Source organism: Paenibacillus sp. FSL H3-0469 (assembly GCF_038051945.1).
In the GTDB taxonomy this organism is placed as follows: domain Bacteria; phylum Bacillota; class Bacilli; order Paenibacillales; family Paenibacillaceae; genus Paenibacillus_AQ.
The window spans coordinates 5,030,735-5,057,394 of sequence record NZ_CP150302.1 but is presented as its reverse complement, the minus strand read 5'-3'; the positions used below and the strand labels follow the sequence as shown (position 1 = coordinate 5,057,394).

At 53.0% G+C, this 26,660-nt stretch carries 15 protein-coding genes, 1 tRNA gene and 2 riboswitches; of the genes, 6 read left to right on the top strand and 10 right to left on the bottom strand.

Annotated features, from left to right (window positions below; all coding sequences use genetic code 11):
• Positions 1 to 108: 108 nt before the first annotated feature.
• Positions 109 to 1,074 (bottom strand): alpha/beta hydrolase, encoded by a 966-nt coding sequence (locus NSS83_RS22280; RefSeq protein WP_341348757.1) that lies wholly within the window; start codon positions 1,072 to 1,074, stop codon positions 109 to 111.
• A gap of 781 nt (positions 1,075 to 1,855) precedes the next feature.
• The gene (locus tag NSS83_RS22275) at positions 1,856 to 4,822 is read right to left on the bottom strand and encodes a choice-of-anchor A family protein (protein ID WP_341346491.1); all 2,967 of its coding nucleotides are present in this window, start codon (positions 4,820 to 4,822) and stop codon (positions 1,856 to 1,858) included.
• A gap of 82 nt (positions 4,823 to 4,904) precedes the next feature.
• A riboswitch (cyclic di-GMP riboswitch) is annotated at positions 4,905 to 4,998 on the bottom strand.
• A 748-nt stretch (positions 4,999 to 5,746) separates the two neighbouring features.
• Between NSS83_RS22275 and NSS83_RS22270 the strand changes: the two genes are divergently transcribed.
• On the top strand, positions 5,747 to 6,124 hold the full coding sequence (locus NSS83_RS22270; RefSeq protein ID WP_341182810.1) for a hypothetical protein: 378 nt from the start codon (positions 5,747 to 5,749) through the stop codon (positions 6,122 to 6,124).
• Between the two features lie 362 nt (positions 6,125 to 6,486).
• On the opposite strand, the gene NSS83_RS22265 is transcribed toward NSS83_RS22270, so the two are convergent.
• Positions 6,487 to 6,909 (bottom strand): ASCH domain-containing protein, encoded by a 423-nt coding sequence (locus NSS83_RS22265; RefSeq protein ID WP_341182811.1) that lies wholly within the window; start codon positions 6,907 to 6,909, stop codon positions 6,487 to 6,489.
• Between the two features lie 99 nt (positions 6,910 to 7,008).
• On the opposite strand from NSS83_RS22265, the gene NSS83_RS22260 reads away from it, so the two are divergent.
• Complete coding sequence (locus NSS83_RS22260; RefSeq protein WP_341346490.1) at positions 7,009 to 7,758, top strand: YukJ family protein; 750 nt, start codon at positions 7,009 to 7,011, stop codon at positions 7,756 to 7,758.
• On the opposite strand, the gene NSS83_RS22255 is transcribed toward NSS83_RS22260, so the two are convergent.
• The 4 genes from NSS83_RS22255 to NSS83_RS22240 all read right to left on the bottom strand — a co-directional run bounded on the left by NSS83_RS22255 (position 7,737) and on the right by NSS83_RS22240 (position 10,339).
• The gene (locus NSS83_RS22255) at positions 7,737 to 8,885 is read right to left on the bottom strand and encodes a hypothetical protein (RefSeq protein ID WP_341182813.1); all 1,149 of its coding nucleotides are present in this window, start codon (positions 8,883 to 8,885) and stop codon (positions 7,737 to 7,739) included. The genes NSS83_RS22260 and NSS83_RS22255 overlap by 22 nt on opposite strands.
• A 148-nt stretch (positions 8,886 to 9,033) precedes the next feature.
• Positions 9,034 to 9,105, bottom strand: a tRNA-Thr gene (locus NSS83_RS22250).
• A gap of 98 nt (positions 9,106 to 9,203) precedes the next feature.
• On the bottom strand, positions 9,204 to 9,983 hold the full coding sequence (locus tag NSS83_RS22245) for a sugar phosphate isomerase/epimerase (protein ID WP_341346489.1): 780 nt from the start codon (positions 9,981 to 9,983) through the stop codon (positions 9,204 to 9,206).
• Between the two features lie 47 nt (positions 9,984 to 10,030).
• Positions 10,031 to 10,339, bottom strand: a complete 309-nt coding sequence (locus NSS83_RS22240) for an MTH1187 family thiamine-binding protein (protein ID WP_341182815.1) — start codon at positions 10,337 to 10,339, stop codon at positions 10,031 to 10,033.
• Between the two features lie 340 nt (positions 10,340 to 10,679).
• A riboswitch (cobalamin riboswitch) is annotated at positions 10,680 to 10,911 on the top strand.
• Between the two features lie 309 nt (positions 10,912 to 11,220).
• On the opposite strand from NSS83_RS22240, the gene NSS83_RS22235 reads away from it, so the two are divergent.
• Positions 11,221 to 13,206, top strand: coding sequence for an anaerobic ribonucleoside triphosphate reductase (locus NSS83_RS22235; RefSeq protein WP_341182816.1), 1,986 nt, complete (start codon positions 11,221 to 11,223; stop codon positions 13,204 to 13,206).
• Entirely contained in the window at positions 13,203 to 13,730 is a 528-nt protein-coding gene (gene nrdG / locus NSS83_RS22230) for an anaerobic ribonucleoside-triphosphate reductase activating protein (RefSeq protein WP_341182817.1), read from the top strand. The genes NSS83_RS22235 and nrdG overlap by 4 nt, the downstream gene beginning before the upstream one ends.
• A 147-nt stretch (positions 13,731 to 13,877) precedes the next feature.
• Here nrdG and ssuE read toward each other — a convergent pair whose 3' ends face one another.
• Positions 13,878 to 14,447, bottom strand: coding sequence for an NADPH-dependent FMN reductase (gene ssuE / locus NSS83_RS22225; protein WP_341346488.1), 570 nt, complete (start codon positions 14,445 to 14,447; stop codon positions 13,878 to 13,880).
• A 410-nt stretch (positions 14,448 to 14,857) separates the two neighbouring features.
• On the opposite strand from ssuE, the gene serS reads away from it, so the two are divergent.
• Both serS and NSS83_RS22215 read left to right on the top strand, forming a co-directional pair.
• Positions 14,858 to 16,138 (top strand): serine--tRNA ligase, encoded by a 1,281-nt coding sequence (gene serS / locus NSS83_RS22220; protein ID WP_341346487.1) that lies wholly within the window; start codon positions 14,858 to 14,860, stop codon positions 16,136 to 16,138.
• Between the two features lie 649 nt (positions 16,139 to 16,787).
• The gene (locus tag NSS83_RS22215) at positions 16,788 to 24,728 is read left to right on the top strand and encodes a 5'-nucleotidase C-terminal domain-containing protein (RefSeq protein ID WP_341346486.1); all 7,941 of its coding nucleotides are present in this window, start codon (positions 16,788 to 16,790) and stop codon (positions 24,726 to 24,728) included.
• 185 nt (positions 24,729 to 24,913) lie between these two features.
• On the opposite strand, the gene NSS83_RS22210 is transcribed toward NSS83_RS22215, so the two are convergent.
• Entirely contained in the window at positions 24,914 to 26,065 is a 1,152-nt protein-coding gene (locus NSS83_RS22210; protein ID WP_341346485.1) for a DUF4179 domain-containing protein, read from the bottom strand.
• The gene (locus NSS83_RS22205) at positions 26,052 to 26,654 is read right to left on the bottom strand and encodes a sigma-70 family RNA polymerase sigma factor (protein WP_341182829.1); all 603 of its coding nucleotides are present in this window, start codon (positions 26,652 to 26,654) and stop codon (positions 26,052 to 26,054) included. Before NSS83_RS22205 ends, NSS83_RS22210 begins: the two co-directional genes overlap by 14 nt.
• Between the last annotated feature and the right edge of the window lie 6 nt (positions 26,655 to 26,660).

Genomic DNA, 26,660 nt, shown 5'->3' with positions numbered 1-26,660 from the left:
GGTTTGCTGCTTCCCTGTTCTTCAGGGAAAGGCCCCATGTGTGGAACATAATTAGCGCCCGATAACCGCTGTCAGCGGATATCGGGCGCGTCTACGTTCTAGGGACTTTTATCTTACAGATGCAGCGGTAACCGGGCTGTGTACATAGCGTTCTACGAATTCGCCTACTGTGCGGATGTATGTGCTTTTATCCGTATCGTAGGATAGGCCATGCCCCGCTCCATGCACTACCAGTTGCTCCTTCGGACTCCGGCAGGCCTCATACAGCTCATTCATCATCGCATAAGGCACGAACTTATCCGCATCTCCGTGGATGAACAAAATCGGCACCTTGGCCTTGCGTACCTGTGTCAGCGCAGACGCCTCCCCGAAGGAATAACCGGCCTTCATCCGGGTCACCAGACTGGCTACCGGCACAAACGGGAAGCTCGGCAGATGGTACATCCGCTTCAGCTGATAGGACAGCTGTGCCTTGACCGAGGTGTAGCCGCAATCGGCGACAATCGCCTTGACCTGCGGAGGAAGCTCCTCGCCGGACGTCATCAGCACCGTGGCTCCGCCCATAGATACGCCATGCAGCACGATTTGTGCGTCCGGACCGTTCTCCTGCAGGACAAATCCGATCCATTTCAGATAATCCCGGCGCTCCGGCCAGCCAAAGCCGATATAATCCCCTTCGCTCCGCCCGTGTCCTCTGGCATCAGGCAGCAGCACATTATACCCCAGATTCTCATAATAGTTCTTAGCGGTCGCTCCCATATCCTTGGCCTTCCCGGAATACCCGTGGGCAACAATGACCGTCCGTCCGGCAGCACGCTCTGACGCCAGATAATAGCCTTGCAGCCTGAGGCCATCCTCAGACACCAGCTCCACCTCACGGAAGGTCTGCCGGGATACCCACTCCGCCCCTTCTCCCCACGAGGCTCCAGCCACCGGCGGCGGATCGATCTTAAGGTCTGGGGTCTTGGCCAGGAATTCCTTAGGGGCCCGCTTAATGGCTACTCCATAAAAATAGAATCCGGCATAGCCCACCCCTGCGGCCACCACGATCAGCACCACAAGCAGGGTTATCATCCACATCAACGTTCCTCCTTCAGTAAGCAACCATTCCCCAGCCAGGGAACTGCTTAGTGTAATTTGAGCCTAGTATAGCACGGGAGTAAGGCCAACTGAAAATTCAGCCGGGGCTAAGGCAAGATTCAGTCGAACCTCTTTCTCTACAGTAACAGTAACGGCTCATGTATGAATTACGGCGACGCTTGGGAGCACGCTCCGCTGTTTAAGTATCAAAAGGAACAAAAGGCTTGCGGTATCGCCATTGTAATCGGTTTTTCGACCATATTCGGTTCCACACGCCTCTGCCTCATCGAATGTAATCGGTTTTTCGACCATATTCGGCCCACACGCCTCTGCCTCACCGAATGTAATCGGTTTTTCGACCATATCCGGTTCCGCACGCCTCCTCCGCACCGAATGTAATCGGTTTTTCGACCATATCCGGTTCCGCACGCCTCCTCCGCACCGAATGTAATCGGTTTTTCGACCATATCCGGCCCACACGCCTCCGCCGCATTGAATGTGGTCGGTTTTTTGACCACATTCGGCCCACACGCCTGTCCATGTGTTCGGTGAAATTAGCGAAGTCATTCCTATTACTGATCCAGAATATAGTCATCCTGCCGATGCTCCAAGACACTTATCCCCAACTTTATGCACAACTTATCCTCATTGGACGTAAATCATAATTTCCTGAACAACGAAAAAAGGGCTGCTCCAGGAGAACTTCTTCTCCGAAAGCAGCCCTTGTCAAATTACAGGGTCATCGTTTGTTTATATAAATCTCAGTTCCGGTGATTCACTTACGTGTGCTGTTTCTGGTGGTTCTTCTAAGAATCAAGCCCAGACCCGCGAGTGCCAAACCGGCAAAATAATAAGGTGCAGGACTGGATTCACCCGTCTTCGGCAGAGTTCCATCCACAGGCACACCGCCTAGAGGAACTTCATCATCAATAAGGACTACATCGGGTGCCGGTTCCGTTGACGGTGTTGGCTCCGGTGTTGCTGCTATTGGCGCAACTGCTACAACCGGTGTCGGCGTTGGGGCCGGTACTGTGGTAGCTATCGGAGTTGCTACAGGTCCAAGCGGCAACGGATCATCATTCACAACCACATCATTACTCACGATAAATCCGATGATCGGAGTCGGCGTAGGCACTGGAGGGAAACTGAACGGCGGCGATGTTGGCGCTGGCGTTGTTACTGGTGTCGGATCTGGCGTTGGTGCCGGTGTTGGCTCTGGTGTCGGCGTTGGCGTTGGTGTCGGCGTCGGTGTTGGTGTCGGTGTCGGCGTTGGTGTCGGCGTCGGTGTTGGTGTTGGTGTTGGTGTTGGTGTCGGCGTCGGTGTTGGTGTCGGCGTCGGCGTTGGTGTCGGTGTTGGCTCTACCGTCGGCGTTGGTGTCGGCTCTGCCGTTGGCGTTGGTGTCGGCGTTGGTTCTACCGTCGGTGTTGGCGTTGGCTCTACCGTCGGCGTTGGTGTCGGCTCGGCCGTTGGTGTCGGTGTTGGCTCTACCGTCGGCGTTGGTGTCGGCTCGGCCGTTGGCGTTGGTGTCGGCGTTGGTTCTACCGTCGGTGTTGGCGTTGGCTCTACCGTCGGCGTTGGTGTCGGCTCGGCCGTTGGCGTCGGCGTCGGTTCTACCGTTGGTGTCGGTGTTGGCTCTATCGTCGGCGTTGGTGTTGGCTCTACTGTCGGCGTAGGCGTTGGTGTCGGCACCGCTGTCGGTGTTGGTGTCGGCTCTACCGTTGGCGTTGGTGTCGGTACGGCTGTCGGCGTTGGTGTAGGTTCTACCGTTGGTGTTGGCGTAGGCACCGCTGTCGGCGTTGGTGTTGGCACTGCCGTTGGCGTTGGTGTAGGTTCTACCGTTGGTGTTGGCGTCGGCACCGCTGTCGGCGTTGGTGTTGGCACTGCCGTTGGCGTTGGTGTCGGTACGGCTGTCGGCGTTGGTGTCGGCTCTGCCGTTGGCGTCGGTGTCGGTACTGCTGTCGGTGTCGGTGTTGGCACTGTTGTTGGCGTCGGTGTTGGCAACGCTGTTGGCGTCGGTGTTGGCACTGCCGTTGGCGTTGGTGTTGGCTCTGCCGTTGGCGTTGGTGTTGGCACCGCTGTCGGCGTTGGTGTTGGCACTGCCGTTGGCGTTGGTGTCGGTACGGCTGTTGGTGTTGGCGTCGGCTTCACGGTTGGTGTTGGCGTCGGCTTCACTGTTGGCGTTGGTGTTGGTTTCACAGTTGGCGTTGGTGTCGGCTTCACTGTTGGCGTTGGTGTTGGCTTCACTGTTGGTGTTGGCACCGCTGTCGGTGTTGGCGTCGGCTTTACCGTTGGTGTTGGCGTCGGCTTCACGGTTGGTGTTGGCGTCGGTTTCACTGTTGGTGTTGGCGTCGGCTTCACGGTTGGTGTTGGCGTCGGCTTCACTGTTGGCGTTGGCGTCGGCTTCACTGTTGGCGTCGGCTTCACGGTTGGCGTTGGTGTTGGTTTCACAGTTGGTGTTGGCGTCGGCTTCACTGTTGGCGTTGGTGTTGGTTTCACAGTTGGCGTTGGTGTCGGCTTCACTGTTGGTGTTGGTGTCGGCTTCACTGTCGGTGTTGGCGTCGGCTTCACTGTTGGTGTTGGCGTCGGCTTTACGGTTGGTGTTGGCGTCGGCTTCACAGTTGGCGTTGGCGTCGGCTTCACTGTTGGCGTTGGCTTTGGAGTTGGAGTGCACACAGGTGTAGGTGATGGTTTTATGGTCGGTGTCGGTGTTACTGTTGGAGTCGGTGTTACCGTCGGTGTTGGTTTCACTGTCGGTGTAGGCGTTACTGTCGGTGTTGGCGTTACTGTCGGTGTAGGTTTCACTGTCGGCGTTGGTGTAGCCGTTGGTGTCGGTGATGGACTAGGTGTCGGCGTTGCGGTCGGCGTCGGACTCGGCGGCGGCCCCTCTCCCTCGTACATTCCAAGGTGCATCTCAACCCCGCCGCTAAAAAATTTTGCAATCAGGGTCCCGTACAGCTCTGCTCCGGCATAATGAACATCCGCTTGGGGGGCGAGAATACTACCATAGAAAGAGGTATAAGCGATATTCACCTCAGAAGCCTCGTAAAAGTTGAACAACACTTGACTGGCTCTGCCGTTATTCATTGCAAAACTAGGCACATTGACTGTAGACCCGCTAATATTAATAATCAACGTAGCGTTCGGGGCAATGTTAAACTGGATATTATTTGTTTTTGCCAGAGTCGGGGCATCCAGATGAACAACATTGAAGGCATCCGGCGCATTTATGGTTAGTGTCCCATAGTTATTGGCTACCGATTTCGTATCGGCCAAGGCCCCATACTCTGTAGATCGGGAGATCAGCATCTGCTGCTCGGCGGCAAAATCAATCGGGCTGGCATTTTTCTTCCCGCCTTTGATGTTGACACCAGGCTCATTGGCGGTAAAGCTATCCCCAAATACCACATTTCCATAGATCTCTCCACTGCCTGAATGTACAAAATTCTTGCCGGCCACAAGTACATCCGTCGGCGCAGCATCCCTGTATGCTCTGGCTACCCCGTAACCTCCGGTGAGGGTAATGTTCCCTGCCGCTGCCAGGCGGCCTTCAATCTGATCATTGCCTTGCGTAAAATCCCCGAGAATAAAAGCATTAAAATTCCCTGCGATTCCTAAAACCGGTGTTGGAGTATACGGTACCCCTGAAGCTGCTCTAACATCTGTCCCCCACGTAAAGGCACTGGATAAGGTCAATAGGCCCGCCATTATGATGGCGGCTGTTTTACGTACTCTTTTTTTCAATAGTCCACACCTCCTAGTTACTATTCTATGAATCTGTCACGCGACTATAACAACAAAAAAGACCGCCACGAAGGGTTAGCTTCACGGCGGCCGGACGACCTTAGCCTCAACTTATAGAGACAGTAGATTCCTGACTTTGCGTCCCGTTCTTTCGATACGGTTTGCGTTTGTACATGATTTCGGTATGAAATTGTGATTTGCTTATGTAAATTCGTTGTTGAGTCTATGACATTTGTTACTTTTGTACTAATTTCAGTTTATCCGCTCGCCCACCCTATTGTCAATCCATTCCCAGTATATTTCTTGAAATTATTTTCGCGATGACTCCTCATTTAACCCTTGTACCATAAGGGTTTATGGGCGAGTCTCTTTTTAGCCGCCGACGAAAAAAGTCGAGAAATCAGAGAATTGGCTGCAGCCGTTTATCTCTCTTCTCTATAATTATATGAATTTATATTATTAAAATTTGATGCATTTGTCCTATTTTATTAGTCTCACCCCGTCTCGGCTTACTGTCCGCTCCTATTCAATGCAATTTTACCTATTTGCGGGCATGTCAGCTCTAAAAAAAGTGCCGCCCATAGGGACGACACCTGCTAATAGAATTCATATATTTTGAATAAAATGTCGCCTAGGCAGACCCGAATAGCTGAATCCAGCCAATCATCGATACCCATAGCGGAACACTTAGAATGATCCCGAATACCAAACCACGGCGGAGACTTCCTTCATGACTCATTGCCATTCTCCTTTGAGCTGATTTATTTTTCAATCTTTATTATTTCAATTTTAATATATAATAATTCGTTCTATTTTTTTGTGAAAAATATCACATTATTTAAGTTAATTTATAAAACCCATTGATTAATTTTTGAAAGGTGAGTTACAATGCGAATATACGTTCTCTTCAAGGAGTTGAGAGGGATGCACAGAGCAGAGAGCCAGGATAACCTGCTGGTCAAATCCTATATTTTGCTGCCGCTTATTCTATCCGCCTTCGAGCGCGATGCTTCTGCTATATCCTCAGAGCTGCGCACGCCTGCGCCTTATCTGGAGGTGATCCAGAGGGCCGTCCATGCCGCTTCTGCCGATCTGCGGGAGACCCGTGCCGGGATGCGCGCCCGTGGTCTGAAGGTCTATGAACAGCAGCGGCTGGAGGCGGGCGTTGAAGCCAGATTCGTCTGCAGGGGTTATCACGAGCGGATGCTGCTGCTGGATGATGTGATTGCCGCCCAGGCCACTCTGCATATGCGCAGATATCTGGGTATGGAGAAGACGGAGCAGGGCCCGAAGCAGAGCTAACAAAGAAGCCTGCCGCAAGCGGCAGACTTCTGCATGAAATGATCACCCGGATGCGGTTACATTAACAACGTCCAATACCCTAACGTGCCGCATATAACCACCACAGCTACCGGATACAGGATTCTCCGGCTCACCTGATCCCGGAACGCAAGAAACAAACAAAGCATACAAAGCCATGCAATTAGAAGGCTTCCCATCTATTATGCATACGCTCCTTCCCGGCATTTCTGCCCCTCTCCAGCGGTAGACCGCCTCAGAGCACAACTATCCTTATATATAGGAAGATTTCCCGCCGAATATCCCAATTATACCAGCTGATAACCAATCCAGAGCAATTTTTCTTCAAAATGCCGGCAAGAAATTCACAATTCCTCTTCCAGCACAGGATATTCCCAGAAACCCAGACGTCCCTTAGCAGGTATAGGATGTACCAGCGGAACAACTTCCTCCAGCTTCCAGGCATACCTTCCTTCGGCATAATTGCCGAATACATATTCATTGCCACCCGGCCAGCCTTGCTGCGCAAGCTCCGGCGTCACCTCACAGCAATCCGCAAGGCGGCTGACCGCAATGATCCTGCCGGTTGGCAGATTGTCCGCAGTGTAGCCGTGACGGGCCAGCAACGACTGATACGGCTCCGTCCGGCAGATCGCCTTATTCACCTGCATCCCGGCATGAATGGCTAACTCCCCCCGGTAAGCGGTCCGCCAGCTCCGGGTTTCGATTTGTTTTTCTCCCAGCGCAATTAAGGTGGCCCACGGCTGGCGAATGGTTAGGCATTTCATAGGTGCAGCTTGCCTCCTTATCTTGATCAACTTTTTACTAAGAATTACTATGGCCTCCTATGGGAAAGAATAATAGCTATGAAGGAGGACTGATGAGCGATGGGTAACGGATTAGATCAAGGGTATGGGGTATTAAAATGCAAATTATCCAATGAGAATACCATATATAAGCTAGGCTACAAAAACAATCATATCCAGGTGCTGGTTGACGTTGAAGACGATGACCACAAAAAGTATAGATTAGCCATCAACATCCAATCAAGCAATAAAGCCGAGCATTTACCGGAAGACACTGCCAATCAGGTACTTTATTATGTGGGCGAAGATTTAAAATCGGAAGAAACAGCCCACTGGCTCAAGCTTGAGTCCGGCTTCACGAAGATCACCAGGGAGAACCGGAGCCTTGCCCTTGACTACATCCGGGGAAACCTCGTGATCCCTAACAAGATGGTGGCTCTGCCTAATACAGGCGGGAATGAACTGCAGGACAGCGATCCTCACAATAATCTCTATGACAAAATAACCTCTTACATCGAGGAAGCACACAAGCAGAGGGCCACCCTGTATGCGTTCGGCGAACCTTGGGGGCCTGTGGATAAACCCGACAAATACTTCGGCTTCTCTCCTGGACAGGGCGTTCATAATATCCACATGAATCAAGGCAATGCGGGCGGGTACGCCCGAGAAAATGGTACATGGCAGGACGGCGGAGTGCTTATTCATTTCCAGAACACGAACAGATGGGTGGCTATCTTCCTGGCCTTCCAATCCCAATCCTGGTGTACTAACGACCAGGGAGATGCCACTAAGCCGGTTAGTGAATGTAATCATACCAATGCTTTGTCATGAGCCAACACCATCGCATTAACCGCTGATACGATAGCCTTGGCATCCAACTGTTCATCCAGCCTCAAATGAAGTTGTAAGGTAGCAACTGGTGAATGGTTAGCAGAAACGATGAGCTCAACCTCATGAGATGAAAGCACCTTTGCTTGCAGGATTTGCAGCCAGGGGATAAGATCCGGTAACGCTTTATCCTCCGAAGGACCCATTTCCATGCCATCCGCCCCAATAGGTGAACGCCCGTCGAAATACTCAATTCTGAGCACAGCATCAGAAGGGGGACTGTTCCTCTTCAAGGTCCTAGCCGCTTCGAGCTGATGGCGGGAGGTTTGTTTACGACCGATAATTATATTCCACAAAACGATACTCAGAGAGGGGATGAAGAAGCAGAGCACCGCCAACCAACCCCTGGAGGTCTTGACATAGACGGCAAATAAGAGGGCTGCGGATAGAATCGCAAGTAACCAGATGTAGAGCTCCTGCCGCCATTTGGACTGGCGCTTCCCGGATGCTGTAGGAATGGACTGTGCTGGCTGAATATCGGTAGCTTGCTCCGGTTGAGCCGCCGTTCGTTCTCTCCATGGCAAATGCTCCCCACTCAGCATATAAAAGTTATCGGCTGCTCCCTGCCAGACCTTCTCCTGCGAGGGTTGCGGCGACTGCCAGAGGGTAACGTACTCTTGAATATCTCTCAGATATAGGGCAGGATCGCCCGTGAACGAGAAATATTGCGAAAGCTCCAGATGAATAACGGCAGCAGAATAACGCTGTACATGGGTCGATAAGGTTTCCAGCCACTCCTGTACAGGAGTGGCAAGCGCCGGGAAACGGGCCAGCGTGCCCGGTAAACTCAGGCGCAATTGCTCTGCAGCATCCGCCCATGGAATCTGCCATTGGAAGGCCTCGGAAAAATGTTCCCACTCCGGCAAATCCTCCACATCCGGTTGGTCCATATGGGGTTGAATCTTGCTCCAAGCTTGCATAAGCTGGCTGCTATAGCGCTGAAACTGGTCTTGGCTGACCAGACAAAACCATACTGGAGCGAGAAAATTATTCGTCTCGAAAGCTGTATTCTCATAATCAATCCACTCTGTATCGGCACTGGTAACAACCAGGAATGTCCGGTTTCCCATATAAGATCCTTGCCTCCTAGCATCCAACCATATGCTCCCCACTCTACTTAACTAAAGGGTAGAAGAATGGTAGATGTTGATGCTTGTATAGAAAAAAGGCGCAGTTCCAAAAAACCGGAAACCCGCGCCACTATCGACTTCACAAATATGCTGGTGAAGGGAATTGAACCCCCGGCCTACGCATTACGAGTGCGTTGCTCTACCCCTGAGCTACACCAGCCTACAGACCTCTGTGTCTGCCAAACAAAAAATATTATAACTCTTCCAGCGGAAAACGCAACCCCTTTTTCCGCTGGTTGCTGTATCCTCAGCCGTGCATTAGCCGTGCATCAGTCCCAGCCCGCGGAAATAATCCAGCGCGAGCTTAGCGCTTGCAAGGGAGGATACCTCATAAGCCTCTTGTTCTACAATATAATAGAGAATTCCGCTCTGCTCCGCGATCTCGAAGACGCTCCGGAAATCTACCTCTCCCTTTCCAAGATCAGTCTCCTCATTGTCTGCTCCGAAATCCTTAATGTGGACCAGCGGAACACGTCCGGCGTACCGTGATACATATTGAGCCGGGTTAGCTCCGCCCCTGTGTACCCAGCCCAAATCGAACTCTGCCAGCATCTGCTCCGCAGGAATCTGCTCCAGCCAGATATCGATGACCGCCTTGCCGTCAACCTCTGCGAATTCATAATCATGGTTGTGATAACCGTACTGCATCCCTGCCGCCCGGACCATCGCGGAAGCCTTCTCCAGGAATGGAATGATTCTTGTTACATCCTCTATGGAAGGGTTCGGCGGAAGCGGTGCCGACGGGGTGATCATATATTGCAGTCCGAGCTCTATACCGTATTCAATCTCTTTGGCTAATGCCTGTTCCATCTTATCCAGACTGCTGAAGTCCAGGCCTACATGCGCCGAAGGGGCAGCCAGGCCAAGCTCATCCAGCTTACGGCGCAGTTCCCCTGCAGATACACCGAAATAACCGGCGAATTCCACTGCGTGGTACCCCATCTCTGCCACCTTGGCCAGTGTACCGAGGAAATCGCGTTCCGTCTGGTCACGCAATGTATACATTTGAATTCCGATCTGCTGTGCTGCTTCTGTCATGAAGAATCCGCTCCTTATCGGTTAATTCTGATTAGATACTATAATGGTTACTCTCCTTGCAGCTTGCGCTCCACGGATTCCAGCTTGCTGCGGCTGGTGGAGGGCTTGTCGCGCCGGTCGTCGATCTTGAGCGAGGTTGAGACTCTCTGCGCCCCGGCGGTGAACGGCGACTCATGCAGCGCTTCTACCGCAGCCAGAATCCGCGCTACCGGCCCTTCAATAATCGTTCCCATGGAAGTAAGCTCGTAGGTTATGCCCTCCACCGTCTCCAGCACGCGCTGCATCTCGGCCACATAGCTGCTGAGGCTGGTACTGCCTGTGCCAACCGGAATAACGGTCACTTCGCCAATTGCCATCGTAATCACCCTCCTGATTATCTGATCTGCCTGCCCCCTGATTATCCTCTTATTGTACCGCTTCGCCAAGCTTCCCACAAATCCCCTGCCCGCCCCGCTACTCTCTCAATATTCGTTAAAAAGATTACGAGGATTAGACGCACTCTATTTATGGATTCTTTGTGGCGTATTTTCGGAGAATTTATGAAAAATTCAAGGCAGATTTAGAGGAAAGTTGTGGATTACCTGTGGACTAACTGTGGATCAGCTGTGAGTAAAAGCGCCGAACCCGCTCCCCGTGCGGGATTGCAAAAAAACATTTACAAACACAATATATTGCGGTACGTTTATTGAACGATATCAAAATATAGTAGAAACAGGTGTTTCACCCCTAGTAATAGAGGTGAGACTTAATAGGGAAGCGCGGTGCAAAGCCGCTGCGGTCCCGCCACTGTAACCGGATGCTCCCAGGGTGCGATGCCCAGGGCCGCATTCTCCGGCTAATTGCCACTAAGGGGCGGAATAAGCCCCCCGGGAAGGCGCCGGAGGAGTTGCCGGAAGCCAGGAGACCTGCCTGTTTCGGTGGCACCGCTTAGACTCCTGCGAGGAACAGGGGAGGTGTCCGTATGCGGCCTGCCATAGCAGAGTTAGCCTTCCGTCAATCGGGCCAGAGGCTGCCGATACCTGAGGACGATCAAATGATTATCTTCAGGTATCGGCTCTGCGGAATATACAAGAACGGGCGAAAGCTATTCGTCCCTTGTCTGCTCGTATATTCCACCCAGACCACAGGCAAATTTCCGCTTTCTGGAGCTTTGCATCCTGCATTCGGGCATTTCCGGCCTTCCCGGCCGGAGGTGCTTTTTTAACGCTTACAATACCCGAGAGGAGAGAGTTATATAATGACACTGCTGGAGAAACGTTATAACGAAGGACAAGCTGCACAGGAGGATCTTTTGGAAGAGGTCATTCATCTGGGACGGGATATTATCGACAGCCGGGATCTGGATCTGCTGCGCGAGAACGCCAACCTGAACGGGGAGAGCTTTTCCGGCAAAATGAGCAAGTTCGGCAGTGAATACTCCAAATGGTATGCCCGCAACTTCACCATGCCGCCACAGCTGGTACAGGCTACCTTGGATAATGTCGTCTATGTACATGACCTTGATCAATACGCCATTGGAACCACGAACTGCATCTTCATTCCGTTCGAACGGCTTCTCCGTGAAGGCTTCAATACCGGCAACGGCAGTGTACGGCCTCCCAACTCGATTATGACGGCGATGTCGCTGGTGGCGATTATTTTCCAGTCACAGCAGAATGCGCAATACGGCGGCGTATCCGCCAACAAGCTGGATTATGATCTGGCCCCTTATGTTACCAAATCCTTCTCCAAGCTCTTCCGCAAAGGTCTGGAGTATTTCGAGGAGAATGCAGAAGTGTCTGAGCTTGGGGAGATTACGATGAGCCGCAGCGATCTGGCTGAGCAGTATCCGCGCGCCTTCCGTTTTGCCCTTAAGGAGACAGAGAGCGAGACTCTGCAGGCCGCAGAGAGTATGGTACATAACCTGAATACGATGTCCAGCCGCTCCGGCGGACAGATTCCTTTTACCAGCATCAACTACGGCACCTGTACCTCCCCGGAGGGCCAGCTTGTGATCAGCTCGCTGCTGACGGCCACCATGAACGGACTGGGCAGCGGAGAGACGCCGGTGTTCCCGATTCAGATCTTCAAATGTAAGCAAGGCATCAACCAGCAGCCGGGTGATCCTAACTACGAGCTGTTCCTGAAGGCAGCCGAGTGCTCGGCGCGCAGATTGTATCCGAACTTCGCCAACCTGGACGCTCCGTTGAATATGCAATATTATGATCCGGCTGACCCGGATACCGAATTCGCTACCATGGGCTGCCGCACCCGTGTGCTCGGCGACCGCTTCGGACGTAACCACTGCTCCGGCAAAGGCAACCTGTCCTTCAACACGCTCAACCTGGTGCGTCTTGGTCTGGCCCACGGCACGATAACCAACCGCCGTCTCGCTGCTGATGAAGAAGGGTTCTTCGATGACCTCACTCACTATATGGATATTGCGCTCGACGGCCTGCTGCACCGCTTCCGTATTCAGGCTTCCCAGAAGGCCAAAGCCTCCGATTTCATGATGCGTGAAGGCGTCTGGGAGGGCGGCGAGCAGCTTGCCCCTGATGACAGCGTAGGCGAACTGCTGAAGCACGGCAGTCTGTCGCTGGGCTTCATTGGAATGGCAGAATGCATGAAAGCTATGTACGGCAAGCACCACGGCGAAGATATGGAGATTCACGCCAAGGCTGTAGCCATCGTCCGCCACATGCGTGAATATTGCGACCGCAAGAGCGAGGAGCTTAACCTCAACATCACCTTGTTCGCAACACCGGCCGAAGGTCTCTCCGGCAAGTTCACGAAGATCGACCGCAACGTGCTCGGCTCTATCCCTGGCGTAACCGACCGTGAATACTATACGAACTCGTTCCACATTCCGGTCTACCATGAACTGAGCGCAGCCAAGAAGATTAGCCTGGAAGCTCCGTTCCATGAATATTGCAACGCCGGAGCGATCTCCTATGTCGAGCTGAACGGCAATGCCCGGAGCAACCCGTCAGCTTTCGTCAAAATCATCAAATACGCGCTGGAGCAGGACATCAGCTACTTCAGCATTAACCATCCGATTGACCGCTGCTCCGGCTGCGGCTATGAAGGGGTCATCGGCACGAATTGCCCGACCTGCAATGCCCATGAGGATACCACCCATATCCGCCGTCTGCGCCGGGTTACCGGGTATCTGACCGGTGACTATCAGACCCGCTTCAATGCCGCCAAGCAAGCCGAAGTCCGGGACCGTGTTAAGCATCTATGAACATCTGCGGATATTACCCGGAGTCGATCAATGAAGGGGAAGGCCTGCGGGCCGTCCTCTTCTTCAGCGGCTGCCGCCACCGCTGCCCGGGCTGCTTCAACCCGAAGACCTGGAACTTTAACTTCGGGGAAGTCTTCACCCCGGAGCGGCGGCGGGAGATCATAGAGGAGATTGCAGGCAATCCGCTGCTGGACGGCTTGACGCTGGCGGGCGGGGACCCTTTTTTCTCGGCTGAGGAGGCTGCTGGCTTCATTCATGAGCTGCGCGCCGAGCTGCCGGACTTCCCGGTATGGATCTATACCGGCTATACGTACGAGGAGCTTACGGCTTCACCGGGCTCTGCGGAATGGAAGCTGCTGGCCTTGTGCCAGGTCGTGATCGACGGACGGTTCGTCGAAGAGCTCAAAGACCTTACCCTCTCCTACCGGGGAAGCAGCAACCAGCGGATTATCGATATTCCGGCGAGTCTGGCGGGAGATAGGGTCGTTCTGTGGGAGCCGGAGCTGAGCTTTCAAGGGGTATGAACATTGCCGGAAGGATTATGTATAGCGTGAACATTTTAAAAAAGGCACTAAATGCCCCCATTCGGGTGCTTTAGTGCCTTTGTGTTTTACCGGACAGACTTGTCTCAACTACAGTCCCCCCGGCGGGGTGGGACCAGTAGCATAATATTATTCCGCAGCTCCAGATGACCCTGCCTTGCGCCCCACCTTATGCTCCGTCTCTTCCGCCAGCTCTTCCAGCACACTGTCCAGGCGGAGCTTCAGCTCTTCCGCCAGTTCAACTACACCCTGGTCATTTCGCACCGCCTGGGAGTCTACGGCGTAGACGCCGCCAAGAATGTAGCGGGCACCAAGCACGGACAGTACCGGCTTCAACGCATAGTCGATCGCCAGCAGATGCGCGAGACTTCCGCCCATGAAGAGCGGCAGCACGATTTTGCCTGCCAGCCCTTTTTGCGGCACCAGATCCAGGAAGGTCTTGAGCACTCCCGTATAAGACGCCTTGTACACCGGACTGACTACAATTACCGCGTCGGCTTCCGCCACGAGCCCGTTCGCCTTGACGATAGCTTCACTCTCGAACTTGGTGTGAATCAGATCCTCCGCCGGAAGCTCTGCCACATTGATCCGCTCCACTTCATACCCGCGCTCCTGCAGGGCACTCTCTGCATATTCAATCACGGCATTGATCCGTGAGACCAGGGAGGGTGTTCCGTTAATTACGACTATTTTGGCCATTTCCGCACCTCTTCCGTCCGCATGATAGGCTGGGCCGGGCTGTTTCGCCGGGCGCCAATACTTTAAATTAGTAATAATCCTAGCAGAGTACAAGGAATATTGTCAAACCCCATATATGCTTGCAAACCGCTGCCTCTCTGGTTATAATAAACGGCAAACCTATATCCCGACCAGGCCAACGACCGGCATCCAACCGCGAGGCGTCTGCGACCGGAGCAGCTTCCTGTTCCCTAAGTTTACCGGGTTTCGCCCGTTACCGCGAAGACCAAAGAGGACCCCATTTCCGCATAGCGAAGGCTGCTGTATGTGAATCGGGTCAACCTGGGTGGCACCGCGAGCTGACGCTCCTCGTCCCATGGATGAGGGCGTTTTTTGCGTTTTTTTCACCCAAACTTAAGGAGCGGATGCAGATGTTGGATATGAATTGGATCAGGGAGAATGAGGACATTGTACGGAAGACTGCCGAATGGAAAAGATTGGAGTTCCCCCTGGAGGAACTTCTGGAGTGGGATGACCGGCGGCGGCTGGCCCGCCGGGAGACCGAGCAGCGCCGGGCGGAGCGCAACGCGCTGACGAAGGAAGTGGAGCGCCTGCTGCGCGGGGGCGACGTTTCGGGGGGCGAGCTGGCCAAGGAGCAGGTGCGGGTGATCAACGGCCAGCTGACTCTGCTGGAGGCGGAGCTGCTGGAGGCAGAACGCCGCTGCGGAGAGCTGCTGCTGCTCGCGCCGAATCCCGTGTCGGCGGATACGCCGATCGGACCGGATGACAGCGCGAATGTGGAGCTGCGGCTGCATGGCGCGCCGCCGGTCTTCGGCTTCCGCGCACGGGACCATGTCGAGCTCGGAGAGCTGCACGACCTTATGGACCTTCCGCGCGGCGTCAAGGCAGGCGGGCCCCGCAGCTATGTGCTGAAGGGGGCCGGACTGCTGCTGCACCTTGCTGTGCAGCGGCTGGCGCTGGATGTGCTGATGCAGCGCGGCTTCACCGCGATGGACGTCCCCGTGATCGTCCGGCCGGAGGCGCTGGAGCGGACCGGGTTCTTCCCCGGCGGCCGGGATCAGACCTACGAGCTGACCGGCGAGAAGCGCTGGCTGGCCGGGACCTCGGAGGTGTCGCTGGTCTCACTGTACAGCGATGAGATTCTGGAGCTGGCTCAGCCGCTGCGGCTGGCCGGGATGTCGGCCTGCTTCCGCCGCGAGGTGGGTTCGGCAGGCCGCGATGTGCGCGGGCTGTACCGGGTCCACCAGTTCTCGAAAATCGAGCAGGTGGTCATGTGCAAGAACGATCCGGCAGAATCGGAGCAGATGCTCCAGGAGATTCTCGGCAATGCCGAGCATATTCTCCAGCTGCTGGAGCTGCCTTACCGGGTAGTCGCCGTCTGTAGCGGAGACATGGCGATGAAGACCCACAAGCAGTACGACATCGAGACCTGGATGCCGGGCAGAGAAGCTTACGGAGAGACCCACTCGGCCTCCAATCTGCTCGACTTCCAGGCCCGCCGCTCGGGCATCCGCTACCGTGATGAAGACGGGCGGCTGCAATACTGCCATACCCTGAACAACACAGCGGTAGCTACGCCCCGCATTTTGATCCCACTGCTGGAGAACCACCAGCAGGAGGACGGCTCGATCTATATTCCGCAGGCGCTGCGGCCTTATATGGGCGGCGTGGAGCGGATCGAAGCCAAGTGACCTCCGCTTACTCATCGTCCACTTCTGGGGCACCCTGGGACAATAAAAGCATGAGGCGAGATCAGGGGCAGTAATGCCCCTGGTTTTTGCCCTCTATGAGCTTCACCCGGCTTACGCACCTTCCCGCCAGCACATTGTAATCGGTTTTTCGCTTACATTCACCCGCTCACCCCCGCACAGCCCCATTGTATACTGTTTTTCGCATACATTCGCCCGCTCGACCTCGCACAGCTCCGTTGTATACTGTTTTCCGCATACATCCAGTCCGCTCGCCTCCGCACAGCCCCATTGCTATACTGTTTTTCGCATACATTCGGTCCGATCACCCCTGCACAGGCCCATTGTATACTGTTTTCCGCATACATGTCTGACGCCTCTTTTGGATGTATCCACAGTAGAAGAAAATCACATTTCCCTAAACATTAACAAAGACAGCCATTCCTCATCTGTTGGAGAATAGCTGTTTATATAGATTTTGTACTAAACATAACTACTATTTTTATGCGTTTCGAATAAACTTCTCTATTATAATTTTGAATTGCTCTCATTTTAATATATATTAATATGAAACGACCCTTTATTTTACAATTGAATGGTAGAATTATCGGGATCGCAAATCATAGTTTTTGAGAGGAGTGGGTTTAGGATAATGGTTATTTCTCACAGGATGCGAAGATGGCTGTCTGCAGGACTATCCGTGCTGATGCTGCTCGGACTGGTAACACCTGCCGGACAAAGTGCTCAGGCAACACCGGATAATAGTAATATTGTAATCTCACAAGTCTACGGGGGCGGCGGTAACAGCGGCGCTAAATACAAAAATGATTTCATTGAATTATACAATCCTACGGAGCAGCCGGTTGATCTGACCGGATGGAAGGTGCGTTATGCCAGTGCCGGAGTCAATGGTAACCTTGATACAACAGACCTCTTCTCCGTAATAACAGGTACCATTGAAGCCAAGGGATACTTTCTGATCCAGCAATCGGCTGGTACCGGAGGTACAGTAGAATTACCAGCCCCTGATTATACAGGAACATTACAAATGGGAGCTTCCAGTGGTAAAGTCGACCTCGTAGATGCCTCCAATGTACGTGTGGATATGGTTGGCTTCGGAACTGCAACTTCTTATGAAGGCAGCGGACCTACAGGAGCGCTAAACAGTACGGTTGCTGCAGTGCGCAAAACCTCAGATATTGGCCCTGCCGATAACCGTAGCTTCGATACCGATAATAACACCACGGACTTCACCGTCCAGCCCCCTGATCCCCGCAACAGCAGCTATGGCCAGACTCAGGCTGTAGAACCGGTCACTGCCTCTCCGGCGGCAAATGCCTGGCCCGCAGGCACCGCCATCTCCCTTAGTACATCAACCGTAGGCGCATCCGTGTACGCCGCAGTCTACACAGACGGCGCTGACGAAGAATTCAAACCATACAGCGGACCCATTCTGCTAAATGCACCCACCACCATCAAGACTTATGCCTCGGTATCGGATTCAGTGTACGGCCCGGTGTCGACTTACGATTACACCATCCTTGAGAAGCAGGATATTGCTTCTGTCAGACCTGCGCTCAAGGGCCAGAATGTCTGGACTGAAGGTGTAGTTACCCGTATCGACGGCGCAAAAATGTATATTCAGGATGCAACCGCAGCCATCGTACTGTACGGCTTCCCGACATTCGCCGAGGTCGGAGATCTCGTTGAGGTTCAAGGTACTATGGATATTTACAGCAATCTGCAGGAGCTCAAGCCTGCTGCAGGACTTGAATATAAAGTTATCACTGCAAATGTAGGCGTCCCTCCAGCCAAATTGATCACCGCCGCAGACTTGACAGCTGCAAATGGTGAAGCCCATGAAGCCCAACTCGTCACTTTGGAAGATGTGACGGTTAATAGTAAAGATGGAAATACGGTCACCGCCAGTCAAGGCAGCCAGACTTTTACGATTTACTCCGGACTTTCTCAGCTGACTGCCGGGAAACATTTTGACAGGATCACTGGTGTAATCGAACAATTTAATGCTGTTTATCAATTCATTCCACTAAGTGCGGAAAGCCTGGTAGAAGAACTGTTCTCTGTTACCGCAAGTCCCGGCGCGGGCCGGATTATCATCGGCGGCTCTGTTACGCTGTCCAGTCCTACCGCAGGAGCAGCAGTCTATTACACGCTTGACGGATCAGAGCCAACAACATCCGGCACGTTGTACACCGCACCAATTCCGATAATAGCTGACACTGTGATTAAGGCGATTGCTTCATCCCAGAGCCAGACCAGTAAGGTCTATACTTTCGAATATGTAGCTTCAGAGCTTCCGCGCATCCACGATATTCAAGGAGAATCCCACACTTCTGAATATGCCGGACAGACTGTTACAGATATCGAAGGGATTGTTACTGAATATGGATACACTTTTGCAAACGGCAATTATAAAGGCTTCTTCATTCAGGACCCTGAACCTGACGATAATGACAGTACATCCGAAGGAATATTCGTATACAGCACAAGCGTCAGCCTGAAGCCCGATATCGGCGATCATGTATCCGTCTCGGGAGTTGTATCCGAATATAATGAAGGAAGCAGCAGCAACATGACTTCCACACAAATTACACTCAGCACCATCCATACAATAGCTAAGGGAGCAGACCTGCCGGAACCTGTAGTACTGGGCAAGGGCGGACGGGTTATCCCTTCTTCCATCATCGATAATGATAGCCTAGCTGAATTCCAGCCTTCTGAGGATGCCATGGATTTCTATGAGTCTCTTGAAGGTATGCTCGTTACCCTTCCTACCCCCACGATAATTAGTCCTTACTGGACAAGCGGAGGCGGTACGTCGATCGTATATAATATTCCTGCAAGAGTGGATAATACGGAAGAAGATGTCATTACACCTGCCGGAGGCCTCGTGCTACGAGGAGTAGACAATCTCAATCCGCAGCGCCTCCTGATCGCCTACGGTGATCCTGGCCAGCAGGTCGGTACAGGTGATAAATTCAATGGTGATGTTACAGGCGTTATCGGCTACAACAATGGCAACTACAAAGTTATTCCTGCCTTTGGCAGCCTGCCGGGCATCACCCCAAGCAGCTTCACACAGGAGACTTCTACCATTACTGTAGATGAAGAGAAGCTGCTGGTTGCTTCCTACAATATTGAGAACTACTATCCAGGCGTAGGTGCCACGAAGATTCAGAAGCTGGCCCAATCTATCACAGTAAATCTGAAAAAGCCGGATATCATCAGCGTTGTAGAGATGCAGGATAGCGATGGGGAAGCCAACAATGGTACCGTCGAAGCCAGTGCAGCCGAGCTGATCCAGGCCATTCAGACAGCCGGTGGTCCGGCCTACAATTATGTCGATATTGCTCCTGTAAACAACGCGGACGGCGGGGCACCAGGCGGCAACATCCGTGTGGGCTTCCTGTATAATACGGCACGAGTCAAGCTTTCGGACAGCATTACCGGACAAAAGGGCTCTGCCCTGCAAGCGGTCAGTTATGACGCAGCTTCGGATGAGCTGACCTACAATCCGGGAAGAATCGACCCGACGAACAGTGCGTTTGCGAATTCCCGCAAGCCGCTCGCAGCACAATTTGAATTTAATGGCGAGAAAGTCATTGTAATTGCCAACCACTTTAATTCAAAATCCGGTGACAACGGACCGTTCGGAAATGTTCAGCCTCCAGTGCTTTCAAGTGAAGTGCAGCGCCACAAAATTGCTGCTGTCGTGAACGCCTTTGTCAAAGATGTACTGACAGCCAATCCATCTGCCAATATTGTGGCACTCGGGGATTTGAACGATTTCCAGTTCACCAAGACCGCCGCCATTCTCAAAGGCAATGAGCTCGACAATCTGATCGAGAAATTGCCGCTGAATGAGCAATACACCTACACCTATGACGGTAACTCGCAAGTACTTGACCATATTCTGGCCAGCAAAAATATCGCGAATTCGGCAACGGTCGATGTCGTCCATCTAAACGCAGACTTTCCGGAATCCCGCGGGCGGGTATCCGACCATGATCCGGTCGTAGCCCAATTCAATCTAAGCAATTTCGATTTGCGTGTTCTGCATACCAACGACACACATGGCCACTTGGAGACAATTGCCAAACGGACCACAGCTATCAAGCAGGAACGCAATAGCCATACCCTGCTGCTTGATGCAGGCGATGTTTTCTCCGGAACGCTATATTCGACTACGTTCAAGGGAATGGCTGACGTTGATTTCATGAATGACATCGGATATGACGTGATGACCTTCGGTAACCATGAATTTGACCAGAACAAGGAACATCCAGAAATCCTCAAGAATTTTGTAGAGGCTGCAATGTTCCCGTTTGCAAGCTCCAACATTGACTTCACATCCAAGAACAGTGAACTTGCGGACAAATTCCATGATGACATTGTCACCATTGCCCAAGGGGACAAGGCTTACAACGGCAACATCTATCCGGCCGTGATCAAAGACGTCTATGGGGAGAAGGTTGGTATCTTCGGGTTGACTACTGAGGATACTGTAGGATTATCTTCACCGGGAGATAAGATCAGCTTCAAGAATCATGTAGAGAGCGCGAAGAACACTGTAGCGATGCTCGAAGCCAAAGGGGTTAATAAGATTATCGCGGTAACCCATCTGGGGTATACCGTAGACAAGGATCTCGCTGCAGCTGTCGACGGCATTGACATCATTGTCGGTGGTCATTCTCATACCAAGATCGACAACCCTCCTGAACCGGTTACCAACGTTGGTACAGGTAAACCTGTTCTGGTCGTTCAGACTGGAGAATACGGCCAGTTTCTGGGAGAACTGAATGTAACCTTTGACATGAACGGCGACATTGTATCGTACAACGGCAAGCTGCTGGAGGTGGCTAAATATGCTGACGATCCGGCGGCCAAAGCCAAGCTCGCTTCTGAATATGATTCCAAGCTTTCGGCTGTCCGCGCTGAAGTAGTAGGAAAATCCAATGTGGATCTCTATACTAACCGTACCATCGACGGCAAATCCGTTCGCGTTGTGCGGCAGGAAGAGACGCCAATCGGCAATATGATTGCTGACAGTATCGCGGAGAAAGTAACAGAACTCATGCCAAACTTTGTACCGAAGGCTGATCTTGATACCATCAAAGGTGTTGTTGCTATCCAGAACGGCGGCGGTATCCGGGCAGCCATTGACAAAGGCGACATTACCATGGGGGAAGTATTGACGACCCTCCCGTTTAACAACAGTCTGGTCGCACTGAAAGTTACCGGAGAAGAAATTATTTCTTCACTGGAGAACTCGGTCAGCGGACTCAGCTCAGATCAAGGCCGGTTCGCTCAGGTATCAGGTATGAAGTACACGTATGATTCTACCAAGACACCTGAAATTGTAGATCCATTAACAGGTACGGTAACACAAGCCGGCAATCGTATCATTTCGGTTGAGATCAAGCAGGCAGATGGTTCCTACTTGCCGATTGATCCCAAAGCCTACTATATCCTGTCCACGAATTCCTTCATGGCAGGCGGCGGCGACTTCTACCGTGCACTTGCCACAGCCAAGGCAGATGGGCGTTATTATGAACTTGGTCTTCCGGACTTCGAAGTTCTGTTGTCCTACCTGGACAAACATAATCCGGTGACTTCCAGTGTAGAAGGCCGGATTACGGACCTCAAGGGTGCAACACCTCCAGATAAGGACTTCTCTCTGAGAGTCCTGCACACTAATGATACTCACAGTCATCTGGAAACAGTGGTTAAACGGATGACGGCAATTAAGCAGGAGCGTACCGATAATTCCATCCTGCTCGATGCAGGAGATGTATTCTCCGGCACCCTTTACTTCACTAAGTTCGAAGGGCTCGCCGATCTGAAGTTCATGAATTACATCGGATACGATGCCATGATTTTCGGGAACCACGAATTCGACAAAGGACTTCCAACACTAAGAGCCTTTGTTAACAAAGCTGAATTCCCGTTTATCAGCTCCAACATTGACTTTACTACCAAAGACAATGAGCTGAAGGATATCTTTGTAAATAAGGTCGGAGGATCAGATAAGTCTACTCCGGTAGAAGACGGTCATATCTACCCTTCCATCATCAAGGAAGTATATGGCGAGAAGATCGGAATCTTCGGGCTGACTACCGAGGATACGGTGGGTCTGTCCTCACCAGGCGACAATATCTCCTTTAAAGATTACAAGACCAGCGCCGAGAACACAGTCAAATCATTGCAGGCACTGGGCATTAACAAAATTATTGCTGTATCTCATTTGGGCTACAACGTTGACCAGAAGCTGGCGGTAGAGGTTGCAGGCATCGATGTTATCGTCGGCGGCCACACCCATACCAAGCTTGATGCTCCTGTGGTCTTCAATTCAGACACCGAGCCTACACTGATAGTACAGACCGGTGAATACGGCACGTACCTCGGCGAACTCGATGTTAATTTCGACGATAACGGCATCATTACTACCTACAACGGTAAGCTAATCGACACAACGAAGTATGCCGAAGATGCTACGGCCAAAGAAATGCTTGCTGAGTATGACACCGATCTGGCCGTAATTCGCCAGACTGTGGTTGGCAATTCTGCTGTCCCTCTGGTCTACGACCGGTTAATCGACGGCAAACTTACCCGTGTGGTCCGTAAGGAAGAGACCAATCTCGGCAACCTGATTGCTGACGGCATCAATGTTAAAGCCAAGGAGCTGGTTAGCAAGCTAATCCCAGAGTCTGAGCTTTCCTCCATCAAGGGCTTCGTAGCCATTCAGAACGGCGGGGGTATCCGTGCCGGTATTGACCAAGGGGATATTACCCTCGGTGAAGTGCTGACGGTAATGCCATTCTCCAACAGTCTGGTTGCCCTGAAGGTGACTGGACAGGAAATTATCGATGCTTTGGAGAATGGTGTTAGCGGGCTGAAAGACGACCAGGGCCGTTTCGCTCAGGTCTCAGGGATGCGATACACTTATGATTCCACTAAGCCTGAGGAAATCATAACCCCGTCGACAAATGTTGTAGAGCAGGAAGGTCAGCGCATTATCTCTGTAGAAATCAAGCAGGCCGATGGCAGCTACACCGCCATTGATCCTGGTGCGTACTACATTCTGTCTACCAACTCTTTCATGGCTGGCGGTGGTGACTTCTACCGCTCATTGGCCCAGGCCAAAGCAGACGGACGTTATTATGAGTTGTATTTGCCAGACTATGAGGTATTTACCGATTATCTGAAAGAACTCAAACAGGTGAATATTGGTACGGAAGGCCGCATCACCGATCTCAAAGGCGCGACACCAACACCGACACCAGTGCCGACTCCAGCACCAACCACCAGTCCGGGCGGATCTAATCCAGGTGGAACCGGGGGAGTGACTCCTACGGCAACGCCATCGGCCACCCCTGCTCCAAGCGCAGGAGCAGCGCCGCAGGTTACCACATTCACTGCAGCGGATCTCACCGCTCAGTTTGCAGCCTTGCCTGCCGGTACTAATGAGCTGAAGCTCCCGCTCACGGCTTCAGCTGGCGGCGCGCAGGCTGTACTGCCAGGCAGTGTGCTGGTGCAGCAGGCGGCGGCACATCCGGACACAGTGTTGACCTTCATCTCTACCGGCGGTGCTTCCTATTCCCTGCCGCTAAGTCTAATTAACGGAACGGCTCTGGCCGCCCGGCTTGGCACCAGTGATTTCACAATTACGGTCTCATTGCTTCAGGCAGATACCGCTATACTGGACAGCCTGAACAAGGCCATCGCCGCGCAGGCAGGTACGATCACTGTTGCTGCGCCCGTCATTGAATTCAGCATCAGTGCCCAGGCAGGTACCACCAGCGTTCCGCTGAACAGCTTCGGCAGCACTTATGTGAAGCGGACAATCACGGCCACTGGTGCAGTTGATGCCAAGGGTGCGACTGGTGTCGCCTTTGACCCGGCCACAGGTAAGCTATCCTTCGTGCCCTCCGTCTTTGGTAGTCCGGCAGACGGACATACGGAAGTAACGATTAAGCGCAACAGCAACAGCTATTATACTGTGGTGAAGTCGTCCAAGACCTTCGGTGACACTACCGGGCACTGGGCACAATCCGCCATTGAATTGCTGGCCTCGAAGCTGGTGATTACCGGCACCAGCAATACTGCTTTCTCGCCTGCACAGTCCATAACACGGGCAGAGTTCGCGGCACTGATCACCCGTTCCCTGGGCCTTGCCCCGGCAGCTTCTGGAACCTCCTTCAAGGATGTTAGCGCAGGTGCCTGGTATACAGAGGCCGTACAGACAGCCGCTGCCGCAGGTCTGATTACCGGATACACAGACGGCAGCTTCAAGCCAGGCAGTCCGATTACCCGGCAGGAGATGGCAGCCGTTCTGTCCAAAGCCATGAAATACACCGGCAAGACCCTGACGGCAGATCCGGCTGTGCTGGCTAAGTTCCGTGATGCCTCAAGCATCCCGGCCTGGTCCAGAGCAGCGGTAGCGGAGATCGCCTCAGCAGGCATCATTCAGGGAACCCCTGATGGTGCGTTCGCTCCGGCGAAGCTGGCTACCCGTGCGGAAGCGGCTACGATGCTGGAGAAGACCTTGAAGTCGCTGCAATTCATTAACTAACACGCGCACGCCACAGCGTTATACGAGGTTTAAATCAGTAAAGGCGGTTCCCAAGGCGCATGATGCGCTGGCGGGAACCGCCTTTTTTGATAGATAAGAATTTTTATGTTTGGGGTCCCCGCAAAGTACCTGAGTCATCATCGAAGCTGGAGCTCCGCTTTGTGGTTATTTTGTGAAGCATAAGACTACTTCTCCGTGATCGGCAATGGTACTGGCACTGATACCGGCACAGTCACTTCAAATTCCGGGATATACTCCTTCTCCCGCACTCCGTCCTTGTTGATGGACAGTGTCCGGAAGGGCTTGACCGTAAGCTGTCCGCCCGGATGCTTCAGCGGTTCGAATAGGGCTGCTGACAGCAGAGTGTTTCCTCCCGTGGCGCTCCAGCCGGTCCCCCCATTAATCTCCTGCAATACGTTGCACTCATCATCTACAAGATCATAGCCCAAGAAGTCCTTCACCGCATCGACAGGCTGCCCCGCAGGCCGTTCAATCCGTGTGGTGAGTCTTGTAGTAATCGGCGTAAGCTCCAGCGTCTCCAGCGTGAAGGTCATGCCGGTGCTGCTGCGGACAATGGGCTCCGCAATGCTGTTACGATAGGTCTTCTTGACCACAGGCAACGTGATTTCAAAAGGCTCCGCGATGCCCTGGATATCAACAGTCAGCGTCAGATCGAAGGTGTCCGGGAAGGCCCGCCCGCCCTGATTCTGCAGATCCGTGAACTGAATGATCCTGGAATCGGCATCCTTCCCGCGCAGCAGGAACGGACCAAAGGAACCGCCGCCGCTGCCGCCAAGCGGACCATAGGTGTTAATATCTTCGCCGTCCACCGACAGCTTGATATCTGTCATCAGGCCGCTGATATCGCCCTGCTGCAGCTTCTTCACATCCGTCTGGCGCTCCATCCCAAGGGATACGCGGATTCCGTCGTACATCACCTCAGACACCTTGAGCGTTAACCCGCCGTGGGTATCGCTGCGCTCCGGTACTGCTGCGAGCCCCTGCTCATCCGCACTCTGCAGCCCCAGATCCCCGGCAAGCCGGAAGATTGAGTTCATCCCCGGTATTTGCTTAATGGATGCCGCCAGCGTAGGCGAGATCCATTCAGTGCTTGCAATCAGCAGGGTAAGCAGGAGTACAGCCGCTGCGATCCCCGCGCTTTTCCGCAGCATCCGGCCTGTTCTTCTTAGCCTTCTAGGCTCTGCCTTCATGCCTGACCGTTGCCCGCCCTGCGCCCGGCGCATGATGCGTTCCTCCAGATCAATCTGAACCGGGGTCTCCCGGATCATGCGTCCAATCCGCTCCAGTTCGGCTTCCTCCCGTTTAACTTGGTTCATGGGCGATTCTCCCTCCACTATTTTGACGGCGTCCGAGCTCTTTGCGCAGCCGTTCATATTTTTTGCGGACCGTCCCGGCCTTCATGTCCATGATGATCCCAATCTCCTCAAAGCTATGCTCCTCCAGCGCCCGCAGCAGCAGAATCTGCCGCTCCTCCAGACTCAGCTTCTCCAGCAGACCGTGGACAATCTCTGTATATCTTGTGTCTCCGGCCTGCTCTTCCTCCTGCTGATGTTGCCTGTAGAGACTGAGCAGCTTGAAACTCTTATTCCTGCGCTTAATCCGGTCGAGGCAATGGTTGCGCGCAATAGTGTACAGCCAAGCCGAGAAAGAGACTTCCTCCGAATACTGCTGCAGCCGCTCTAGTGCCCTGATAAAAATATCCTGCGGCGCATCCTCCGCCTCTTCCCGGTTCCCCAGCAAGTAGTAGCAGTACAAGTAGATCGGCCGCTGAAAATGTCTAATGATCACGGTGTATGCCTGTACATCCCCCTGCTGGATTTGCTTTACCGTCTGCTCCACTGCCGGCTCCGGTGCTGCTTCCTGCTCTGGCCGTTTATCCGGCCCGCTGATTTCTGCTTGTTCCACAGCTTC

What these genes read in the sequence shown, in the direction of transcription:
- NSS83_RS22280 (WP_341348757.1), bottom strand. Translation starts at nt 1,074, where the DNA reads ATGATAACCCTGCTTGTGGTGCTGATCGTGGTGGCCGCAGGGGTGGGC.
- NSS83_RS22270 (WP_341182810.1), top strand. Translation starts at nt 5,747, where the DNA reads ATGCACAGAGCAGAGAGCCAGGATAACCTGCTGGTCAAATCCTATATT.
- NSS83_RS22265 (WP_341182811.1), bottom strand. Translation starts at nt 6,909, where the DNA reads ATGAAATGCCTAACCATTCGCCAGCCGTGGGCCACCTTAATTGCGCTG.
- NSS83_RS22260 (WP_341346490.1), top strand. Translation starts at nt 7,009, where the DNA reads ATGGGTAACGGATTAGATCAAGGGTATGGGGTATTAAAATGCAAATTA.
- NSS83_RS22255 (WP_341182813.1), bottom strand. Translation starts at nt 8,885, where the DNA reads ATGGGAAACCGGACATTCCTGGTTGTTACCAGTGCCGATACAGAGTGG.
- NSS83_RS22245 (WP_341346489.1), bottom strand. Translation starts at nt 9,983, where the DNA reads ATGACAGAAGCAGCACAGCAGATCGGAATTCAAATGTATACATTGCGT.
- NSS83_RS22240 (WP_341182815.1), bottom strand. Translation starts at nt 10,339, where the DNA reads ATGGCAATTGGCGAAGTGACCGTTATTCCGGTTGGCACAGGCAGTACC.
- NSS83_RS22235 (WP_341182816.1), top strand. Translation starts at nt 11,221, where the DNA reads ATGACACTGCTGGAGAAACGTTATAACGAAGGACAAGCTGCACAGGAG.
- nrdG (WP_341182817.1), top strand. Translation starts at nt 13,203, where the DNA reads ATGAACATCTGCGGATATTACCCGGAGTCGATCAATGAAGGGGAAGGC.
- ssuE (WP_341346488.1), bottom strand. Translation starts at nt 14,447, where the DNA reads ATGGCCAAAATAGTCGTAATTAACGGAACACCCTCCCTGGTCTCACGG.
- serS (WP_341346487.1), top strand. Translation starts at nt 14,858, where the DNA reads ATGTTGGATATGAATTGGATCAGGGAGAATGAGGACATTGTACGGAAG.
- NSS83_RS22215 (WP_341346486.1), top strand. Translation starts at nt 16,788, where the DNA reads ATGGTTATTTCTCACAGGATGCGAAGATGGCTGTCTGCAGGACTATCC.
- NSS83_RS22210 (WP_341346485.1), bottom strand. Translation starts at nt 26,065, where the DNA reads ATGAACCAAGTTAAACGGGAGGAAGCCGAACTGGAGCGGATTGGACGC.